This is a genomic window from Pseudomonas sp. DW-iso3 (assembly GCF_058725305.1).
Window position 1 is genome coordinate 783,903 of the sequence record NZ_JBZXDZ010000001.1, and the last position, 16,426, is coordinate 800,328.

The following is a 16,426-nucleotide window of genomic DNA, read 5'->3' on the forward strand; positions in this document are numbered from 1 at the left end:
TTGGAAAGCACAAAGATTAAAGGTCGATTTTATTTTCTTCTATCAGACTCATGAGCCTTGAGCAAAATGAAAGTATTGTTTCATGGGCCATGTCCGCTCGGAGCGTTACGCGAATTGCCGCGTTCCCTCGGGGCACCACGGGGAAAAACACGGCCGAAGTGAAGAAGCCACTGTTGGCGAGTTGTGCAGCGATTATGTTCGCTTTTTCCGCCTCGCCACAGGGTATCAAACGGATAGCAGTGCGCGTACCTTGCTGCTCCGTCTCTATAAGGCTGTCAAATAGCTGTATGTTGGCGAGGAGCCTTTCCTGGAGTATAGGTAACTCATTCGTTTGATGGATTTTTATAGAGGCTAGGCCTGCGCCGATAGAGGCGGAATTTAAACTTTGGGACCAGTTGCTAGGGCCGCCGTATCGATACATGAGGCTCTTTTGTTTTTCACTACCAAACATCACTAATCCTCCGCTGGCACCGAATGACTTGCCGAGAGACGCGACAATCAAAGTTTGATCGTCTAGCGATTGAAAGTGTGGTCGGATGAATCCTCTTCCTTTCTCTCCAAATGCAGATAAAGCGTGAGAGTCGTCCAGATAAAGAAATAGCCCATACCGCGATTTAAGATAGAGCAAGCTGTCAATATCCGCTTTTCCACCCATGCTGTAGATGCCGTCTGCTATGTATGCGACGTGTTTGCGCTTCTTACATAAGTCTTCAATAAAACATATGTCATTGTGAGGTGCGGTTGTTACATCTGTCTCATCTGCACAGGAAGCTTTAATATGGTTCATCGAATAATGAGAGTGTTTGTCGAATACCATTGTCGGGGGCGTGTTATCAGTGAAGGCGCCACTAGCAAGTAAGGGCAATAAGCCGGCACTGGCTGCACTGCAGGACAAGGTGCTTAGACATGTTGAGTTGAATAGAGTTGATAGCGTTGTTTCGTATTGCTCAAGTATGTCTAGCTTACATCGATTTTTTGAATTTGCGATTCGTAATGTCTTAGCGGTCGTTATGCCTTGGATAGCGCCTTCCAATATTTGTGGGTGGTAGTCAAGACCAAGATATGAGGTGGTGCAGAAGTGGTGAAGGTCTCGTCCATATTGGTCAGTAAAATAGTTGGGTTTCTTTACGGTTACATTAAGTTCACAAATTCGTCCGGTTTTGGCTGATTGCCAGTCTTTATCAGAGAGCGCGATTATCTTTTTGTGGTTTGAGAATTTATGTGTGACTTGTGGAGTTTCCATTTTTTCGTCCTTGGAGGTGATGGGCGGAAACAGTAACGGGAAAAGTTTTGAAGGTTAAGTCAGGCGCTTCCTATACGATCAATGCCAGGCGAACATTTTAGTGTGAGTAATTTCCTACGAGGTTTAATGGCAAATCAATGTTTGCGTCTATGTAGTAATGGGGGCGAGGAGTATTTTATTGTGGTGTGTCGAGCTAAGCGTTTGAGGGGGCTTGCGATTTGTTGAGGTCGCCTCTCACTATATTGAGTAAGGTGGCAGTGTTGAGGACGGATGTGACGATGGCTTTCGAAGGCCTGTCTCTCAGGTAGTCAAACTGGCGGGATGAAGGGAGTACTAGATGAGAGTTCTATTATTCGGTGCCACCGGCATGGTCGGCCAGGGCGTGCTACGCGAGTGCCTGTTGGCCGCCGACGTGCAGGAAGTCGTCGCCGTCGCCCGCACGCCCTTGACCCAGGAGCACGGTAAGCTGCATCAGGTGTTGCACAGCGACATGCTGGATTTCCAGCCCCTGGAAAATCTGCTGCAAGGCTTTGATGCGTGTTTCTTCTGCCTCGGCGTTTCGTCGGCGGGGATGAATGAAACCCAGTACACCCAACTCACCTATGACCTCACCCTGGTCGCCGCCAGTACGCTGGCGCGGCTCAATCCGCAGATGACGTTTATCTATGTGTCCGGCGCCGGTACGGATAGCTCCGAGGCGGGCAAGTCGATGTGGGCGCGGATCAAGGGCAAGACCGAGAACGCGTTGCTGCGCCTGCCGTTCAAGGCCGTGTATCTGTTTCGGCCGGGAGTGATCCAGCCGTTGCATGGCGTGCGTTCGAAGACGCCGTTGTACCAGACCTTCTACTCAGTGCTTGGGCCGTTGTTGTCGTTGGTGCGGCGGCTGAAGCCGGGTTGGGTCGTGAGCACCGAGACGGTGGGCCGGGCGATGTTGCAGGTGGCAAGCCAAGGTGCGCCGCAGCCGGTGGTGGAGCAGGCCGAGATCAATCGGCTGGCCAGCGAGCGTCGCTGATGTTGCACAAGAGCCTGGTGCGTCGGCTGGACTTGATCACGCTGCAGCTGTTCGTTGCGGTGTTTGAGGAAGGTACGCTGACCCGCGCCGCCAACCGTGAAGCCATTGCCGTGTCGGCCGCCAGCAAGCGGCTGATGGAGCTTGAGCAGGTGCTGGGCGTCAGTCTGTTCGTGCGACGGGCCAAGGGCATGGACCTGACGGCGGCCGGCGAAACGCTGTTGCACCATGCGCGGCAGATGCTGTTCAACGTAGAGAAGATGGGCCTGGAGCTGGGCGAGCACAGCCACGGCGTGCGCGGTTATGTGCGGATGCTGGCCAACCTGTCGGCAATCATTCAGTTTCTTCCGGAAGACCTGCGGGATTTTTCCGAACGGCATCCCGAAGTGAAAACCGACCTGGAGGAACGCCCCAGCAATGGCGTGGTGCAAGGCGTGCTGGATGGCGTGGCGGACCTGGGCATCTGCTCCAGTGACACCGATACCAAAGGCCTGCCCAGCGTGACCTATCGCCACGACAAACTGGTGGTGCTGATGCCGGCGGATCACCCATTGGCGGCGCGCAAAAACCTGGCATTTGCCGACACCCTGGACAGTGATTACGTGGGCCTGCACGCTGCCAGCTCGATCAATATGCGCACCCACGCCGCCGCACGCGAGGCGGGCAAGATGCTGCGCCTGCGCATACATGTGCCGGGGTTCGATGCGATGTGCCGGATGGTCCAGGCGAATATGGGCATCGGCATCCTGCCGCAGAAAGCGTACGAACTGTTTGGGCGTGCCTTGGGTTTGCATGCCGTGCCGCTGACGGACGACTGGTCGGATCGCAGCCTGATCCTGGTAGTGCGCGATGAGGCGCAGTTGTCGCCGGTCAGCCGGCTGCTGTTCGATTATCTGAGTGTTCGCGTTTAGCGAACGCTCCTTGCCAACTGACGGTTGGATTTCTCCGGCCTCTGGCCTCTAGTCTTGGCGTCACATTCCAAGAATAAGAGGTACACCCCATGACGGCTCCCCTGAGCGGTATCAAGGTGGTCGAGATCGGCACCTTGATTGCCGCGCCGTTCGCCGCCCGGATGATGGCCGAGTTTGGTGCCGAGGTGATCAAGATCGAAGCCATGGGCCAAGGCGATCCGCTTCGCAAATGGCGAAAGCTGCACGAAGGCACCTCGCTGTGGTGGTACCTGCAATCGCGCAACAAGAAGTCGCTGGCGCTGGACCTCAAGTCGCCGGAAGGCTTGGACCTGATCAAGCAATTGCTCGGCGACGCCGACGTCCTCATCGAAAACCTGCGCCCCGGCGGCCTGGAGAAACTCGGCCTCGGCTGGGACGTGTTGCATGCCCTCAACCCCAAGTTGACCCTGGTGCGCATCTCCGGCTACGGCCAGACCGGCCCTTATCGTGACCGTCCGGGCTTTGGTGCGATTGGCGAGGCCATGGGCGGGATTCGCTACACCACCGGCAATCCGGATTCGCCGCCAGCGCGAGTGGGCGTGAGCCTGGGGGATTCGCTGGCTTCGTTGCACGGTGTGATTGGCGCACTGATGTCGTTGCTGCGGGTCAAGACGGGGCAGGGCGACGGGCAGATTGTCGATGTGTCGCTGGCCGAAAGTGTGTTCAACCTGATGGAAAGCCTGGTGCCGGAATACGACATGCTCGGCCATGTGCGCGAACGCAGCGGCGGCGCCTTGCCGGGCATTGCACCGTCCAACACCTACCTGACGGCCGACGGTGCCTACGTGGTGATCGCCGGCAACAGTGATCCGATCTACAAGCGGTTGATGACCACCATTGGCCGTGCCGATCTGGCCGAAGCGCCTGAATTCGCCCACAACGATGGTCGGGCCGCCAAGAGTGGGTTACTCGACGCCGCGATCACGCACTGGACCAGCAGCCTGCCCATCGAGCAAGTGCTCAGCGCTCTGGAGGCCGCTGAAGTACCGGCCGGGCGTATCTACTCCGTAGCCGATATCGTCAGCGACCCGCACTACCAGGCGCGTGACATGTTGCTCAATGCCGAACTGCCCGGCGGTGTGTCGGTGAAGATGCCCGGCATCGTCCCCAAGCTCTCGGAAACCCCTGGCGGCGTGAATTGGCAGGGCCCGACGTTGGGCCAGCACACCGACGATATTCTCGGTAGCCTGGGCCTCACCGGCGCCGATATCCAACGCCTGAAAACCGCGGGAGTGGTGCAATGATTTCCGACTACTGCGACGCGCTGATCGTGCAGGAAGTGTCGCCGCGCGACGGCCTGCAGATCGAGCCGACCTGGGTCGAGACGGCCGACAAGATCGCCCTCATCGACCAGCTATCCCTCGCCGGTTTTTCGCGGATCGAGGCGGGTTCGTTCGTCTCGCCCAAGGCCATTCCGGCGTTGCGCGATGGTGAGCAAGTGTTTCAGGGCATTGAGCGCAAGGCCGGTGTGATCTACGTGGCGCTGATCCCCAACCTCAAGGGCGCGCAGCGTGCCATTGAGTCTTGCGCCGATGAACTGAACCTGGTGATGTCCGCCAGCCAGACCCACAACCTGGCCAATATGCGCATGCGCTGCGAGGCGTCGTTGGCGGCGTTTGGTGACATCGTCAGTTTTGCCGGCGACTTCCCGGTGAGGCTCAACGCCAGCATCGCTACCACCTTCGGTTGCCCGTTCGAAGGCAAGATCGATGAAGACCGCGTGTTGCAGATTGTCGAGGCGTATCAAGCACTGGGTATCCGGGGCATCAGCCTCGCGGACACGACTGGCATGGCCAACCCGCGCCAAGTGGAACGCTTGGTCAAACGCGTGCTGGAGCGCGTGTCCGCCAGTGATCTGACCCTGCATTTCCACAACACCCGCGGCCTGGGCTTGTGCAATGTGCTGGCCGCCTATGAGGCCGGCGCCCGTCGTTTTGACGCGGCGCTGGGTGGCTTGGGTGGCTGCCCGTTTGCGCCGGGGGCGTCGGGCAATATCTGCACCGAAGACCTGGTGAACCTGTGTGATGAAGTCGGGATTCACACCGGCATCGACCTGCCGCACCTGCTGAATATGTCCCGCCGTCTTCCCGCTTTGCTTGGACACGAGTTGCCCGGCCAGGTAGCCAAGGCCGGACGCAATTGCGACCTGCATCCACCCCCGGCGTACATCGCCACGCTGTAACGCCGCACCAGACAACAAAAACAATCGGGCGCCTGTGAGCAGCCCGCTGGAGAGAAACCATGAGCACTAATACGTTGGAGGCCGGCGCGCGCCCGGCCGCTGAAATCGATGCCGAAAAAGCCCTGGTCAGCAAGGTCGCCTGGCGCCTGATGCCGCTGATCATGGTGTGCTACCTGTTCGCGTTTTTTGACCGGATCAACATCAGCTTTGCCAAGTTCCAACTGCAGGCGGACCTGAGCCTGAGCGACACCGCCTATGGCCTGGGGGCCGGGCTGTTCGTGGTGGGGTATGTGATCTTTGAAGTGCCGAGCAACATGATGCTGTACAAGGTCGGCGCCCGGCGCTGGATTGCACGGATCATGATGTCGTGGGGCCTGGCGACGGCGGCCATGGTGTTTGTCACGGCTGAGTGGCAGTTCTATGCGCTGCGCTTTCTGATCGGCGCGATGGAGGCGGGGTTCGCGCCGGGTGTGCTGTATTACCTGACCCTGTGGTTCCCGCAGCATTTCCGAGGACGCATCACCTCGATGCTGTTCCTGGCGTCGGCGTTTGCGGGCCTGGTGGGCGCACCGTTCTCCGGCCTGGTGCTGGAACACCTCGACGGTGTGTTGCAGATGCGCGGCTGGCACTGGTTGTTCCTGCTCGGCGGCTTGCCATGCATCGGCCTGGGGTTTCTGGTGCTGACGCTGCTCAAGGATCGCATCGAAGACGCCCACTGGTTGACGGCGGCGGAGAAGACCCTGCTGTCGAGCCGCATCGCCAAGCATGAGCCGAACCAGCACGGTGGCTCGCTGTTGTCGGCAATCCGTATTCCAGGGTTCCTGATGCTCGGCTTCATCTACTTCCTGATCCAGGTGGCATCCTACGGCCTCAACTTCTGGGCGCCGCAGTTGATCCGCAGCGCGGGCACCCAGAGCCCGGTGATGATCGGCCTGCTCACGGCGATTCCTTATGTGTGTGGTGCCATCAGCATGGTAGTGATCGGGCGGCTGTCGGATGCTACGGGTGAGCGCCGCAAGTTCGTCTGCGGCCTGGTGGTGCTCGGGGCAGTGGGCTTCTTCAGTGCTGGCATTTTTGCCGACCACACCACCTTCCTGATCATTGCTCTGGGCATGTTGGGCGCGGGTATCATCGCCTCGATCCCGACCTTCTGGACGCTGCCGCCCAAGTTGCTGGCCGGCGCCGGTGCAGGCGCGGCGGGCGGTATTGCGGTGATCAACACCCTCGGGCAATTCGGTGGCATTGTCAGCCCGGTGATGGTGGGGCGCATCAAGGACCTCACCGGCAGTACCACACCCGCTCTGTACGTGATTGGCGTGTGTGCGCTGTTGGCGGCAGCATTGCTGCTGTGGGGCCTGCCGCAGAAACTGCGCACCCTCGATAAGGGTTGATCAGCCTGCGGTTGCCAACGCCCGGGCAGGTGTGGCACTGAACTGAATCAACACCACGCCGCCGATCAACAACAACGCCCCCAGTACGCGGGGCGTTGTCAGTTGGCGTTCCACCAGGCCGAACAGACCGAAGTGATCCAGCACCAGCGACGCCAGAATCTGCCCGGCCATGGCCAGTGCGATAAACCCCGAGGCGCCAAGCTTAGGCAACAGCATCAACGCCAGGGAAATAAAACACACGCCAAACGCGCCACCGGCCCACATCCACAGCGGTGCCTTGCTGATAAACGCCAGGCTCGGCAGCGGGAGGCGCAGCGCCAGAATCACCGGCAGCAACACGATGATGCTCACCAGCAACGACGCCAGCGTGGCCCACAGCGGGTGACCAAGCCCGCGCCCGAGGTTGGCGTTTATCGCACTCTGAAACGGCACCACCGCCCCCGCGATGACCGCCAGCGCGAATAAACCCACCCAATGCAACGTTGTCATGTCGAATCTCCCAGAGGTTTTGCTGGACTCTAGGCTATTCGTCGCGCAAATTTAAATTCCAATTTCTTATGCAGAGCATGCAGCTGATGAATGATCTGCGCCGCATTGACCTCAACCTGCTGGTGATCCTCGACGCCTTGCTCAGCGAGCAACACGTCACCCGTGCGGCTGAGCGCTTGCACCTGAGCCAACCGGCGGTCAGTCACGCGTTGGCACGCTTGCGTGACCTGCTGGGTGACCCGCTGCTGGTACGCCAAGGTGGCAGTCTGGTGCCGACTGCTCGCGCGCTGGAGTTGGCCCCGCCGCTGACAGAAGCGCTCGGCCAGGTACAGGCGTTGCTGGCGCCGAACCGCTTTGACCCGGCGTCGGCCAAGCGCAGATTTCGGGTGGCGATGTCCGATTACAGTGCGGCGATTTTCCTACCCGACCTGGTGCGAACGCTGCGCCGCGAAGCGCCGGGTATCGATCTGCAAATCATCCAGGCCAGCCGTGAGGGCATGGTGGACGGGGTGCTCAATGGCGACCTCGACCTGGCGGCGGGTGTTTTTCCCGATATGCCTGCCGAACTGCGGACTACGCCGTTGTTTGAAGAGCACTACACGTGCCTTGTGGACCGCGATAGCCTGCCGGCAAGCGGCACACTGGATCTGCCGACCTACCTGTCACGCCCCCATGTATTGCTGGAAATGCGCGGCAGTGGCACTCCGGAAATCGAGCGGGCACTGACAACGATTCGCGAACGTCGGCATGTGGCGATCAGCCTGCCGCACTGGGGTGTAGCGCCGCAACTGATTCAAGGCACCGACCTGATCCTTACCGTATCGTCCCGTGGCCTGCTGAATATTGATCACCAGCACTTGCTGGCGGTGCCCGCGCCGTTTCATATCCCTTCGTTTGCATTTGAGCTGGCGTGGCATGCACGGCGGGGCGGGGATTCGGGGTTGCAGTGGTTGATTGGGCAGGTGCAGGGTGTATTGTCCGAAGGCCACTGCTGACAGGACAACAACACCCTGCGCTGCGGCTTCACCCACCTCGCCTACCTCCCATTGCCGGGGCTGTTTTGGCAACAAGCCCGCTGGATTTGACGATGACCGTTCGTCGCACTGGCGAGTTTTTTCTAAACCTTTGCCGCCCTAAAAATTCGAATTGAGGGCGGGGTGTGTTCCCCCGCCCTTATTTTTAGTCTGGAGGAACCCATCATGAGCCGCATGGCTATCCGGTTACGCACCGCCAGTTTCGCGATGCTGCTGGGCCTCGGCGCCAGCAATGCCTTCGCCCAGTCGCCTGCTGAATTCATCGAGCAGGCTTCGGCCAAAGGGATGGCCGATATCGAAACCAGTCGCATGGCTCACGCCAAGACCTCGTCCCAGGAGATCAAGGATTACACCATCGAGGTGATCAACGAACGCACCCTGGCCAACCAGCACCTGGCGGCTATCGCGAAGAAGCTTGACCTGCCGGTGGCGCCTCGGGAAAAGATCGTCGACAAAGCCGAAACCCTGATGCCCGAACTCAAGGACGGCGACTCCTTTGATGCGGCCTATACCGCGCAACAGGTCAAGGAAAACGAAGACGCCATCGCCCTGTTCAAGAAGGAAGGTGCAGCGTCGGATGTACCGGAAATAAAAGCCCTGGTGGATGAGACGCTGCCCAAGTTGGAAGAGCGTCTGCAAAAGGCTCGCGCCTTGGCATCGACTTACGGTAAAGGTCATCAAGGCGACGGTTGAAGCCATGACTTGAAGTAAAAAACGGCGGTTGGACCTGTTCCAACCGCCGTTTTTTCATGCCTGGTTCAAATCGGTTTTGATCGGTGCCGCATCGTCGGCAGCATGACCGCAACTGCTGTTCAGACTCACCGTGCCCGCGTTGCCGATGCTGCGGTATTCCTGGCGCAGTTTTTCCAGTTCCTTGCGATCCAGTCCATCCAGGCTGAGTACGGCATTCTGCGCATCCTTGGACACACGTAGCAGTTCATCGATCTTGATATGCAGGATGTCGTTGTCGCGGTTCTGCGTGTTCTGGATCAGGAACACCATCAGGAACGTGATGATGGTGGTTGAGGTATTGATGATCAGTTGCCACGTGTCGTTGTAGTGGAAATACGGCCCGCTCAGACTCCATGCCAGGATCAACGCCACTGCCGCGTAAAACGTGCGCGGGCTGCCGGCCCAACGGGACAGGGATTGAGAGACTGCGGAGAATTTCATGACCGTTTTTCCTTTGTAAGGGGGTGATGAAATAATGGACCGCACGGTGGCTTTGAAATTTCTTTTTACATTTGATCCGCGTTTTTAGAACACCAGTTCGGCCTGGCCTGTCCCTTCCAGCGTCAGTAAATACTGCTTGGCTTCCAACCCGCCCGCAAAGCCGGTCAACCCGCCCGATGCGCCAATGACCCGATGGCACGGCGCAATGATCGAGATGGGGTTACGCCCATTGGCCGCCCCCACTGCGCGTACGGCTTTGGGGTTGCCAATCTGCTGGGCGATCTGGCTGTAGCTGCGGGTTTCGCCGAAGGGAATGGTCAGCAACGCCTGCCAGACCTGTTTCTGGAAGTCGGTGCCGGCGAAGTCCAGTTCCAGCTCGAAATGTGTGCGGGTACCCGCGAAGTATTCCTGCAACTGGCATTCGGTTTCCAACAGCACCGGGCTTTCAGGCGCTTCGTACAAGTCGCCCAGACGCACACGGTTGGCGCGCTCGGTAGCCCACAGGATGGCGCCGAGTTTATCGTTGCGCGCCACCAGGGTGAGCTGGCCGACAGGGGAGGGCATGAGCTTGTATTCGTAGGCCATGATCAGGGCTCCTGAAGGTGGGTGTAGGGGGAGTCTAGACCGGCGGCCCTATGGGCAAACTACGTTTCTTGCGGTCAAATTCAGCGCCGCCAGTCGAGCCATTCCGAGAACGCTGGATAAGGGTCGATGACCGGTCTTTTTGGGGCGGCGGTAGTTGGCATGTGTGAGCGCATAGAAATGGCGTCCGGGAGAGGTGTTGCGATCGAGTTACCGCATGTGCAGGGGCTGCGCAATGACGGCGAGGAACGCATCAACCAGCACACTTTTTGTTGCAGTCCGGGTCAACACCAACAACTGGGCACAGGCGTCCACTTCCACCAACGGCCTGTACGTCACGCCCTTATTCATCAGGCTCTGGGTACATTCCGGCACCAACGCCACACCTTGTCCGGCAGCCACCAGCGCAATGATCGACGTGATCTGCCGCCCGGTCGGTCCAAGGCGTAAAGGCTGGCCGTGATGCCGATAAAGCTGTTCGATGGACTGGTTGAGCCCCGATCCATAATCTGCAGGAAACAGAATCAACGGGTAGGCACTGAGCTGCGCCAGGTTGACGCTTGGCTGGCGCGCCAACGGGCTTTCACTGGACACGGCGGCCACCAGCCGTTCTTCGCCCAGCGACAGCGCTTGCACCGCTTCGTCTTGCGGCAACAAGCGACTCAAACCGAGATCCAGCCGCCCATCCGCCACTTGCGCGCCCAGGCTGCCGGAGGCGCATTCCACCAGGGTCAACTGCACATCGGGAAAGCGCTGGGCAAACGCCTGGATCGCCTGGCTGAACAGGTCCGACAGGGCAATCGAACTCACATAACCCAACGCCAGCTGCCCTGCGGTGCCCGCCGCCAGTTTGCCCGCGATCACTTGCGCCAATTCCACCTGCTCCAGCACGCCGCGGGCGTAGGGCAGGAACGACTGGCCTTGCGCGGTAAGGCTGACCGTACGGCTGGTGCGATCGAATAGCTTGAAGCCCAACTCGGTCTCCAGCGCCGATATCTGCCGTGTCAGCGGCGGCTGCGCCAGGTGCAGGCGAATGGCGGCTCGGCCGAAGTGCAACTCTTCGGCGACCGTCAGAAAGTAACGCAGCTTGCGTAGGTCGAGCATCCTGGTCCTTGGGTATTGATCGGTCCGAAATCGGTATTGGTTTCAGACCTGCCGGCCATTCTATAAAGACCTCACAAAATAAAACGAGAGGTTTCATGAAACCGCGCCTGCATTGTGCCCGCGTTGCCCTGTTCCTGTGTGGCTGCGCGGCATTTCTCAACCTGTATGCCACCCAGAGCATTCTGCAGACCTTTGCCACGCAGTTTCACATCAGCGCCAAGATGGCGGGGTGGAGCATCACCGTGACGACGCTGGCCGTGGCGATCACCGCGCCGTTTGTCAGCCGGCTGACCGGACGCTTCGAGCAGCGCACGGTGATCAGCGTGGCGGCCTTGCTGCTGGCGGTGCCGGCGCTGATGACAGCCTATGCCGACAGCTTTGCCGAGGTGCTGGTGTGGCGGTTTGTCGAAGGGATGCTGATCCCGGTGGTGTTTGCCACCAGCGTGGCGTATATCGGCGACCGCTGGAGAGGTGGCACGGTCACCGAAGTCACCAGCCTGTACGTGGCGGGCACCGTGTTGGGTGGGTTTGCCGGACGCTTTGTCACGGGGGTGATGACCGAATACGCAGGCAGGCGCGAAGCGTTTGAACTGCTGGCGGTGCTGAGTTTGACGGTGGGCGGGTTTATCCAGTTCCTGTTGCCTGCCAGCCATGGGCGACCGTTGAGGGGTGAAACCGCTTTCTCGGCGGTTTTTCGTAAGCCGTTGTTGGCGGCCTACGCTGTAGGTTTTTGCGTGTTGTTTTCCCAAGTGGCGGCGTTTACCTACGCAGGTTTGTACCTCGGATTACCGCCCTTCGGCCTGGGGCCTGCAGCGTTGGGGACGCTATATACGGTGTTTCTGCTGGCACTGATCGTGATCCCCATCGCCGGCCGCCTCAGCAAGTCCCGGCCTCACGCTGAACTGCTCAGCGTCGCTGCCGGACTGGGCATCAGCGGTTCAGCGCTGACGCTGGTGCCCTCGTTGTGGTGCATCGTGGTGGGCCTGGCCCTCAGTTCTACCGGGGTGTTTCTCGCCCAGGCGACGGCCAACGCCTTCACCGCCGCTACCGCCGGCGACAACAAAGCCGGCGCCGTGGGCATGTACCTCACGTTTTATTACCTGGGCGGCAGTTGTGGTGCGATTGTCCCGGCGTTGATCTGGGAGCGTTGGGGCTGGGCCGGGTGCGTGACGCTGATTATCACCTTCCAGATACTGACCTTGCTGATCGCCCTGACCGGCTGGAAGCCCGTTAAACCTGAACTGATCCCGACACCATGAATCACGCCGTCGCCATGCCTGTTTCCACACGCCGCCGCACGCTGATCGCCGGGTGCAGCGCCCATGCCGTGCATGATGGTCTTACCGATGTCATCTACGTGCTACTGCCGATCTGGCAGGCGCAGTTTGCGCTGTCCTACGCTCAGATCGGGCTTTTACGCGGTGCCTATTCCGGGATGATGGCGGTGTTCCAGCTCATGGCCAGCCGTGCTGCGAAACGCTGGGGACGTGTGCCGATGCTGGTGGGCGGCACCGCGCTCGCCGGTGCGGCGTACGTGTTGGCAGGCCAAGCGACCGGGCTGACGATGTTGTTAATGGCACTGATGTTAGGTGGCTTGGGCGCCAGCACTCAACACCCGTTGGCTTCTTCGATGATCAGCGATGCCTACGAGGACGGCGGTGGAATCAAGCAGGCACTGTCCCAGTACAACTTTTCCGGCGATATCGGCAAAACCCTGGTTCCCGGGCTGGTCGGTCTGTTGCTCACGGTCATCAGTTGGCGCGCCAGTGCCACGTTCCTGGGATTGCTGGGGTTGGCTGCGGCGGGCCTGTTGTGGTGGTTGATTCCCAGCCAGTCGCGCACCTCGGTCGCGCCCCAAAAAACCAAGTCGCCCATCGGAACCGGCTCCACCACGGGCCTGCGCGCGCTGATCCTCACCGGCACCCTCGACAGCGCCGTGCGCATGGGTTTTCTCACCTTCCTGCCGTTTCTGCTGGCCGCCAAGGGCGCCGGCACTGCTGGTATTGGCCTGGCGTTGACCCTGCTGTTTATCGGCGGCGCGTTCGGCAAATTATTCTGCGGCTACCTGGGGGCGCGCATCGGCATGATGAGGACCGTATGGCTGACGGAGAGCAGCGCGGCCTTGCTGATCGTCGCTGCGGTGTATTTGCCGCTGACTGGGCTGATGGTGATGTTGCCGCTGTTGGGGCTGGTGCTCAATGGCACGTCTTCAGTGCTTTACGGGGCTGTGCCGGACCTGGCGGGAGCCGAGAAGCGCGAGCAGGCATTTGCCGTGTTCTACACCGGCACGATTGGTGGCGGAGCGTTGGCGCCCGTGGTGTTTGGTGGCGTGGGAGATGCGTTGGGCGTGCCGGTGGCGGTGATGGTGCTGGCGGGGGTGTTGTTGGTGACGTTGCCGTTGGCGTGGGGGGTGCAGCGGGGGATGGCTGAGCCGGATTGACGCTCGCGATTACACAGTGCGAAATCGATCCATTCGAACCTGGAGGATAGGAACGACCTCAATACCTGCACCGCCTTAAAAGGACGCATCCAGCGTAAACGGAATCCGCAATGCGCCAATGGGGCCTTCCCGAACTCCGCACATTTCATCGTGCACGCACTGTTGCACCAGCACACAGGGAAACGGCGGAACCCGTTGCAACAAGTCGCGCAAGTGCGTGGTGGAGCGGATGCGCAGCGGCTGGTTATCATCGCCCAGCAACGTCATTTCGACATCATCCAGCCTGACACGCGCGATATAGAAGCCACCCTCCAGCGACTGCAACTGCAGCTCGCGAACTTTTCCGTTTACCGCCCATTCAGTCAGTTTCTGCAGATGCATGATTCACCTCCGTTGCAGGTCATTCACTGGCGACGAAAGAACAACGTGACCTGGCCCCATTCGACGCCGAACTTGGTCATGCTGGAGCGATTGATCAGGGTGTCTTCGTCCATCAGGTACATCCAGTCATCAAAGCTCACCTCGTAGACAGAACCGTCTACCGGCAGGTTGAGTCGGTAGCGCCAACGCAGCGCGTTCCCCGCGACCTCGCCGATGGCCTCGCCGACCACATCACCCGCCCGACCGCGCCAACGCCCCGGACCGTCGGGTGTCAGCGTCCACACCCGCCGCTGACGCGTGCCGTCGCTGTACAGGAAGCGTTCGTCGAGAATCAAGGCGTTACCTTCGCGCCGGCTGGCTATATCTACTTCAAAACGCTTGGCCACCTCGCCCGAGCGCTTCTGGAAAATCCCCCAGGCCTTGACGGGCTTGCTGAAGAACCGCTCCAGGTCCAATTGCGGTTGCTGGTCAGCGTAGTGCTTGACGCCTACGTTGGCGCAACTGCTCAAGCTCAACATCAGCAACAATGAAACCAATAGACGTGTCATTGCTTGGCTCCTTGATCGTGCCTCGGCGCGTTGCAGTGATAGTTGTACAAAAATATTAATTTGTACAGGTATGTCCGACAGGCATGACTGCTACCGTAAATCGCAGCCACAAAAAAACCGGTCTCAAAGGACCGGTTTCTTTAGGCATCCCCCGTCAAAAACAACCTGACGCGGAACGCGAATTTGAGTGGAGCGGGTAGAGGGAATCGAACCCTTATTGGACAGAAACACCTACAACAGTGTATCCGTGTAGTCCTCAATCCATCTCCAACCCCGTAATCATTGGAAATCCCGCTAGATTCTGACGGTGCACCTTGGTGCACGAAGTATTTAGCTCCTTTTGAGCCATCGCCCGGTGCTGATTCCTTAGGAGGCACTGACGGGTGATGAAGGGTAACCGGAGGCTGATAGACATGAGACTTCTAGTTGGCAAACCAGCATCCGCTTCCCGAAACCTACAGTCGTCAACAACTCGCTCGTCTGTATTGTCTGGTTGCGGTCATTTTTGGATGGGAGGGGATAGTCACCAGCAGTCAATTTCTCCGAGGTGATCTCCCAACGACTGCTGCATTTGGAGAAGGCAACGGTAGCTTCGCTTTTTTGATCTCAAGACTAAACGGTGCGCTGGTATTGAGATCGTGGCTTTGGAGAACCTTCACTCCAACGATCACCGGGCCGGTGAGATCGGGCAATTGATACCACATCAGTGGGTACCGAGCTGAGTCACGCAATGAGTTAGCCGGACGCTTACCGTTTTTACACCCATTTCGGAAGCGGTTGTGCTCTGGCATGAAAATCTCCGATGGGGGTGCATGATGCGTTAGAAACGTGTAACCTGCGCCTAGGTTATCTACTAACCTCTTCGTCCAGACTGGGATCCATGAAAAACTGGAGGCTGGTCAGGCACCGTGGGTGTCCGTAGCCGGGAACGTCACCAGAACCTAGGTTTAGCGTGGCTATGACTTGTTACTGCGTTCAGCGAAGGGTATGCGTAGCTAGATATCACGAGAAAAGCGGGCCCCCATTTGCATATGCAGGGCCCGCTTTTTCGTTTCAGCTTGGAGCAGTCCAGTAGTCGTTCGAGAACACGTTGACGTGCGACTTATCTCTTAACTCCAGAATCCGGTCATGGCAGTCCTTGAAAACGCCGGATATTGTCCCGTTCCTTCCTTTGTCCTTCGACACGTTATAGTGTTCGTTGGTGGCAATTCTTTGGCCAAACCTGAAGTTTCCGTTCAGCTTGCACAGTGGCAGGTGAGTCGCGCCCGTCTCCAGTTCTGAATGATGTTCTTTTCCATAGGAGAAGAAGGTCTCGTTGTCATCCACATAGTATTTTTCAGGATAGTCCTCTTTGCGCTTCGGCATTCTGCGCTTGTTCAGGTCACTAATTGCCTGGTCGAGTGTCGGGACGAACTCTGATGCAAGTGTGCTCTGAGCGAACAGCTGCTCCAGTGCCATAAGCTCTGCTGCGATGAAGTTCCGGAAGGGAAGCTGCAACGCATTGCGGCTGCCAGCATCACGCATGTGCGTGTATACATGGGCCAGATTTTTGACCATCCTTGTGATGGTGGCTTGGAGGATGTTTTTGTAGCTGCTTGCCTCTGGGTTGAGCTCCACTCTGGCTACGAAGCAGGCGTTTGAAACCTTTGCTGTCAGCCTTTGATATCGGCTGTCACACAGGATGGCAACGCCATCAGCGCTTCTGGCTATATGAAGCACATGCTGTTCAAGCTGAAATTTTGCAGTAGAGGGGTTGAAGATGCTTGTGACGAAGTCGAAGCCTATCGCTTTGACTCTCTCGACTTCGCGTAATGAGCGTGGGATAAGAGCTTCTTTCTCCCTATCGAACAGGCTGCACGCACCCGGGTCATCCGAGACCAAAATGATTGCGCAGCGCATG

General features: G+C 58.7%; 17 protein-coding genes. 9 read left to right on the forward strand and 8 right to left on the reverse strand.

The features are described 5' to 3' along the window. Positions 1-16: 16 nt before the first annotated feature. Positions 17-1,243, reverse strand: a complete 1,227-nt coding sequence (locus AC4PS7_RS03630) for an aminotransferase class I/II-fold pyridoxal phosphate-dependent enzyme (RefSeq protein WP_029529211.1) — start codon at positions 1,241-1,243, stop codon at positions 17-19. A gap of 337 nt (positions 1,244-1,580) precedes the next feature. Between AC4PS7_RS03630 and AC4PS7_RS03635 the strand changes: the two genes are divergently transcribed. The 5 genes from AC4PS7_RS03635 (at position 1,581) to AC4PS7_RS03655 (ending at position 6,775) form a co-directional block, all read left to right on the forward strand. Beyond that, positions 1,581-2,255 (forward strand): NAD(P)H-binding protein, encoded by a 675-nt coding sequence (locus AC4PS7_RS03635; protein ID WP_010212268.1) that lies wholly within the window; start codon positions 1,581-1,583, stop codon positions 2,253-2,255. Next, positions 2,255-3,163: a LysR family transcriptional regulator gene (locus AC4PS7_RS03640; protein WP_010212267.1), complete on the forward strand. Its 909-nt coding sequence runs from the start codon at positions 2,255-2,257 to the stop codon at positions 3,161-3,163. Before AC4PS7_RS03635 ends, AC4PS7_RS03640 begins: the two co-directional genes overlap by 1 nt. Positions 3,164-3,252: 89 nt before the next feature. Continuing rightward, positions 3,253-4,446: a CaiB/BaiF CoA transferase family protein gene (locus AC4PS7_RS03645; protein WP_047541425.1), complete on the forward strand. Its 1,194-nt coding sequence runs from the start codon at positions 3,253-3,255 to the stop codon at positions 4,444-4,446. Continuing rightward, positions 4,443-5,384 carry a hydroxymethylglutaryl-CoA lyase gene (locus AC4PS7_RS03650; protein ID WP_137206112.1) on the forward strand — a complete coding sequence of 314 codons (942 nt, stop codon included), beginning with the start codon at positions 4,443-4,445 and terminating at the stop codon, positions 5,382-5,384. Before AC4PS7_RS03645 ends, AC4PS7_RS03650 begins: the two co-directional genes overlap by 4 nt. Positions 5,385-5,443: 59 nt before the next feature. Continuing rightward, positions 5,444-6,775, forward strand: coding sequence for an MFS transporter (locus AC4PS7_RS03655; RefSeq protein ID WP_010212262.1), 1,332 nt, complete (start codon positions 5,444-5,446; stop codon positions 6,773-6,775). Here AC4PS7_RS03655 and AC4PS7_RS03660 read toward each other — a convergent pair whose 3' ends face one another. Then, positions 6,776-7,264 carry a DMT family transporter gene (locus AC4PS7_RS03660; RefSeq protein ID WP_010212261.1) on the reverse strand — a complete coding sequence of 163 codons (489 nt, stop codon included), beginning with the start codon at positions 7,262-7,264 and terminating at the stop codon, positions 6,776-6,778. A gap of 77 nt (positions 7,265-7,341) precedes the next feature. Here AC4PS7_RS03660 and AC4PS7_RS03665 point away from each other — a divergent pair, with 77 nt between their 5' ends. Together AC4PS7_RS03665 and AC4PS7_RS03670 are read left to right on the forward strand one after the other, a co-directional pair. Beyond that, the gene (locus tag AC4PS7_RS03665; protein WP_010212259.1) at positions 7,342-8,259 is read left to right on the forward strand and encodes a LysR family transcriptional regulator; all 918 of its coding nucleotides are present in this window, start codon (positions 7,342-7,344) and stop codon (positions 8,257-8,259) included. Positions 8,260-8,463: 204 nt separating this feature from the next. Continuing rightward, positions 8,464-8,991 (forward strand): DUF4142 domain-containing protein, encoded by a 528-nt coding sequence (locus tag AC4PS7_RS03670; protein WP_005785958.1) that lies wholly within the window; start codon positions 8,464-8,466, stop codon positions 8,989-8,991. Positions 8,992-9,045: 54 nt separating this feature from the next. On the opposite strand, the gene AC4PS7_RS03675 is transcribed toward AC4PS7_RS03670, so the two are convergent. The 3 genes from AC4PS7_RS03675 to AC4PS7_RS03685 all read right to left on the reverse strand — a co-directional run bounded on the left by AC4PS7_RS03675 (position 9,046) and on the right by AC4PS7_RS03685 (position 11,157). After that, entirely contained in the window at positions 9,046-9,471 is a 426-nt protein-coding gene (locus AC4PS7_RS03675) for a low affinity iron permease family protein (protein ID WP_010212258.1), read from the reverse strand. Between the two features lie 84 nt (positions 9,472-9,555). Next, positions 9,556-10,056 carry a methylated-DNA--[protein]-cysteine S-methyltransferase gene (locus AC4PS7_RS03680; protein WP_010212257.1) on the reverse strand — a complete coding sequence of 167 codons (501 nt, stop codon included), beginning with the start codon at positions 10,054-10,056 and terminating at the stop codon, positions 9,556-9,558. Positions 10,057-10,263: 207 nt separating this feature from the next. Next, a complete protein-coding gene (locus tag AC4PS7_RS03685; RefSeq protein WP_492179064.1) occupies positions 10,264-11,157 on the reverse strand; it encodes a LysR family transcriptional regulator in 894 nt (297 codons plus the stop codon). A 95-nt stretch (positions 11,158-11,252) separates the two neighbouring features. Between AC4PS7_RS03685 and AC4PS7_RS03690 the strand changes: the two genes are divergently transcribed. Further along, positions 11,253-12,416 carry an MFS transporter gene (locus tag AC4PS7_RS03690; protein WP_492179065.1) on the forward strand — a complete coding sequence of 388 codons (1,164 nt, stop codon included), beginning with the start codon at positions 11,253-11,255 and terminating at the stop codon, positions 12,414-12,416. Next, positions 12,413-13,597 carry an MFS transporter gene (locus AC4PS7_RS03695; RefSeq protein WP_137206113.1) on the forward strand — a complete coding sequence of 395 codons (1,185 nt, stop codon included), beginning with the start codon at positions 12,413-12,415 and terminating at the stop codon, positions 13,595-13,597. The genes AC4PS7_RS03690 and AC4PS7_RS03695 overlap by 4 nt, the downstream gene beginning before the upstream one ends. Before the next feature lie 75 nt (positions 13,598-13,672). Here the strand turns inward: AC4PS7_RS03695 and AC4PS7_RS03700 are convergent, their stop codons facing one another. The 3 genes from AC4PS7_RS03700 to AC4PS7_RS03710 form a co-directional block, all read right to left on the reverse strand. Continuing rightward, positions 13,673-13,978, reverse strand: coding sequence for a DUF6482 family protein (locus tag AC4PS7_RS03700; protein WP_021491044.1), 306 nt, complete (start codon positions 13,976-13,978; stop codon positions 13,673-13,675). A gap of 23 nt (positions 13,979-14,001) precedes the next feature. After that, on the reverse strand, positions 14,002-14,526 hold the full coding sequence (locus tag AC4PS7_RS03705) for a DUF3833 domain-containing protein (RefSeq protein WP_021491043.1): 525 nt from the start codon (positions 14,524-14,526) through the stop codon (positions 14,002-14,004). A gap of 1,053 nt (positions 14,527-15,579) precedes the next feature. Next, a complete protein-coding gene (locus AC4PS7_RS03710; protein ID WP_464710630.1) occupies positions 15,580-16,425 on the reverse strand; it encodes a hypothetical protein in 846 nt (281 codons plus the stop codon). Between the last annotated feature and the right edge of the window lies 1 nt (position 16,426).

Excerpts from the sequence above, each read along its gene's own strand:
- AC4PS7_RS03665 (WP_010212259.1), top strand. The coding sequence starts at position 7,342 with ATGCAGCTGATGAATGATCTGCGCCGCATTGACCTCAACCTGCTGGTG.
- AC4PS7_RS03690 (WP_492179065.1), top strand. The coding sequence starts at position 11,253 with ATGAAACCGCGCCTGCATTGTGCCCGCGTTGCCCTGTTCCTGTGTGGC.
- AC4PS7_RS03700 (WP_021491044.1), bottom strand. The coding sequence starts at position 13,978 with ATGCATCTGCAGAAACTGACTGAATGGGCGGTAAACGGAAAAGTTCGC.
- AC4PS7_RS03640 (WP_010212267.1), top strand. The coding sequence starts at position 2,255 with ATGTTGCACAAGAGCCTGGTGCGTCGGCTGGACTTGATCACGCTGCAG.
- AC4PS7_RS03695 (WP_137206113.1), top strand. The coding sequence starts at position 12,413 with ATGAATCACGCCGTCGCCATGCCTGTTTCCACACGCCGCCGCACGCTG.
- AC4PS7_RS03710 (WP_464710630.1), bottom strand. The coding sequence starts at position 16,425 with ATGCGCTGCGCAATCATTTTGGTCTCGGATGACCCGGGTGCGTGCAGC.
- AC4PS7_RS03635 (WP_010212268.1), top strand. The coding sequence starts at position 1,581 with ATGAGAGTTCTATTATTCGGTGCCACCGGCATGGTCGGCCAGGGCGTG.
- AC4PS7_RS03705 (WP_021491043.1), bottom strand. The coding sequence starts at position 14,526 with ATGACACGTCTATTGGTTTCATTGTTGCTGATGTTGAGCTTGAGCAGT.
- AC4PS7_RS03645 (WP_047541425.1), top strand. The coding sequence starts at position 3,253 with ATGACGGCTCCCCTGAGCGGTATCAAGGTGGTCGAGATCGGCACCTTG.
- AC4PS7_RS03630 (WP_029529211.1), bottom strand. The coding sequence starts at position 1,243 with ATGGAAACTCCACAAGTCACACATAAATTCTCAAACCACAAAAAGATA.
- AC4PS7_RS03675 (WP_010212258.1), bottom strand. The coding sequence starts at position 9,471 with ATGAAATTCTCCGCAGTCTCTCAATCCCTGTCCCGTTGGGCCGGCAGC.
- AC4PS7_RS03685 (WP_492179064.1), bottom strand. The coding sequence starts at position 11,157 with ATGCTCGACCTACGCAAGCTGCGTTACTTTCTGACGGTCGCCGAAGAG.
- AC4PS7_RS03670 (WP_005785958.1), top strand. The coding sequence starts at position 8,464 with ATGAGCCGCATGGCTATCCGGTTACGCACCGCCAGTTTCGCGATGCTG.
- AC4PS7_RS03655 (WP_010212262.1), top strand. The coding sequence starts at position 5,444 with ATGAGCACTAATACGTTGGAGGCCGGCGCGCGCCCGGCCGCTGAAATC.
- AC4PS7_RS03650 (WP_137206112.1), top strand. The coding sequence starts at position 4,443 with ATGATTTCCGACTACTGCGACGCGCTGATCGTGCAGGAAGTGTCGCCG.
- AC4PS7_RS03660 (WP_010212261.1), bottom strand. The coding sequence starts at position 7,264 with ATGACAACGTTGCATTGGGTGGGTTTATTCGCGCTGGCGGTCATCGCG.
- AC4PS7_RS03680 (WP_010212257.1), bottom strand. The coding sequence starts at position 10,056 with ATGGCCTACGAATACAAGCTCATGCCCTCCCCTGTCGGCCAGCTCACC.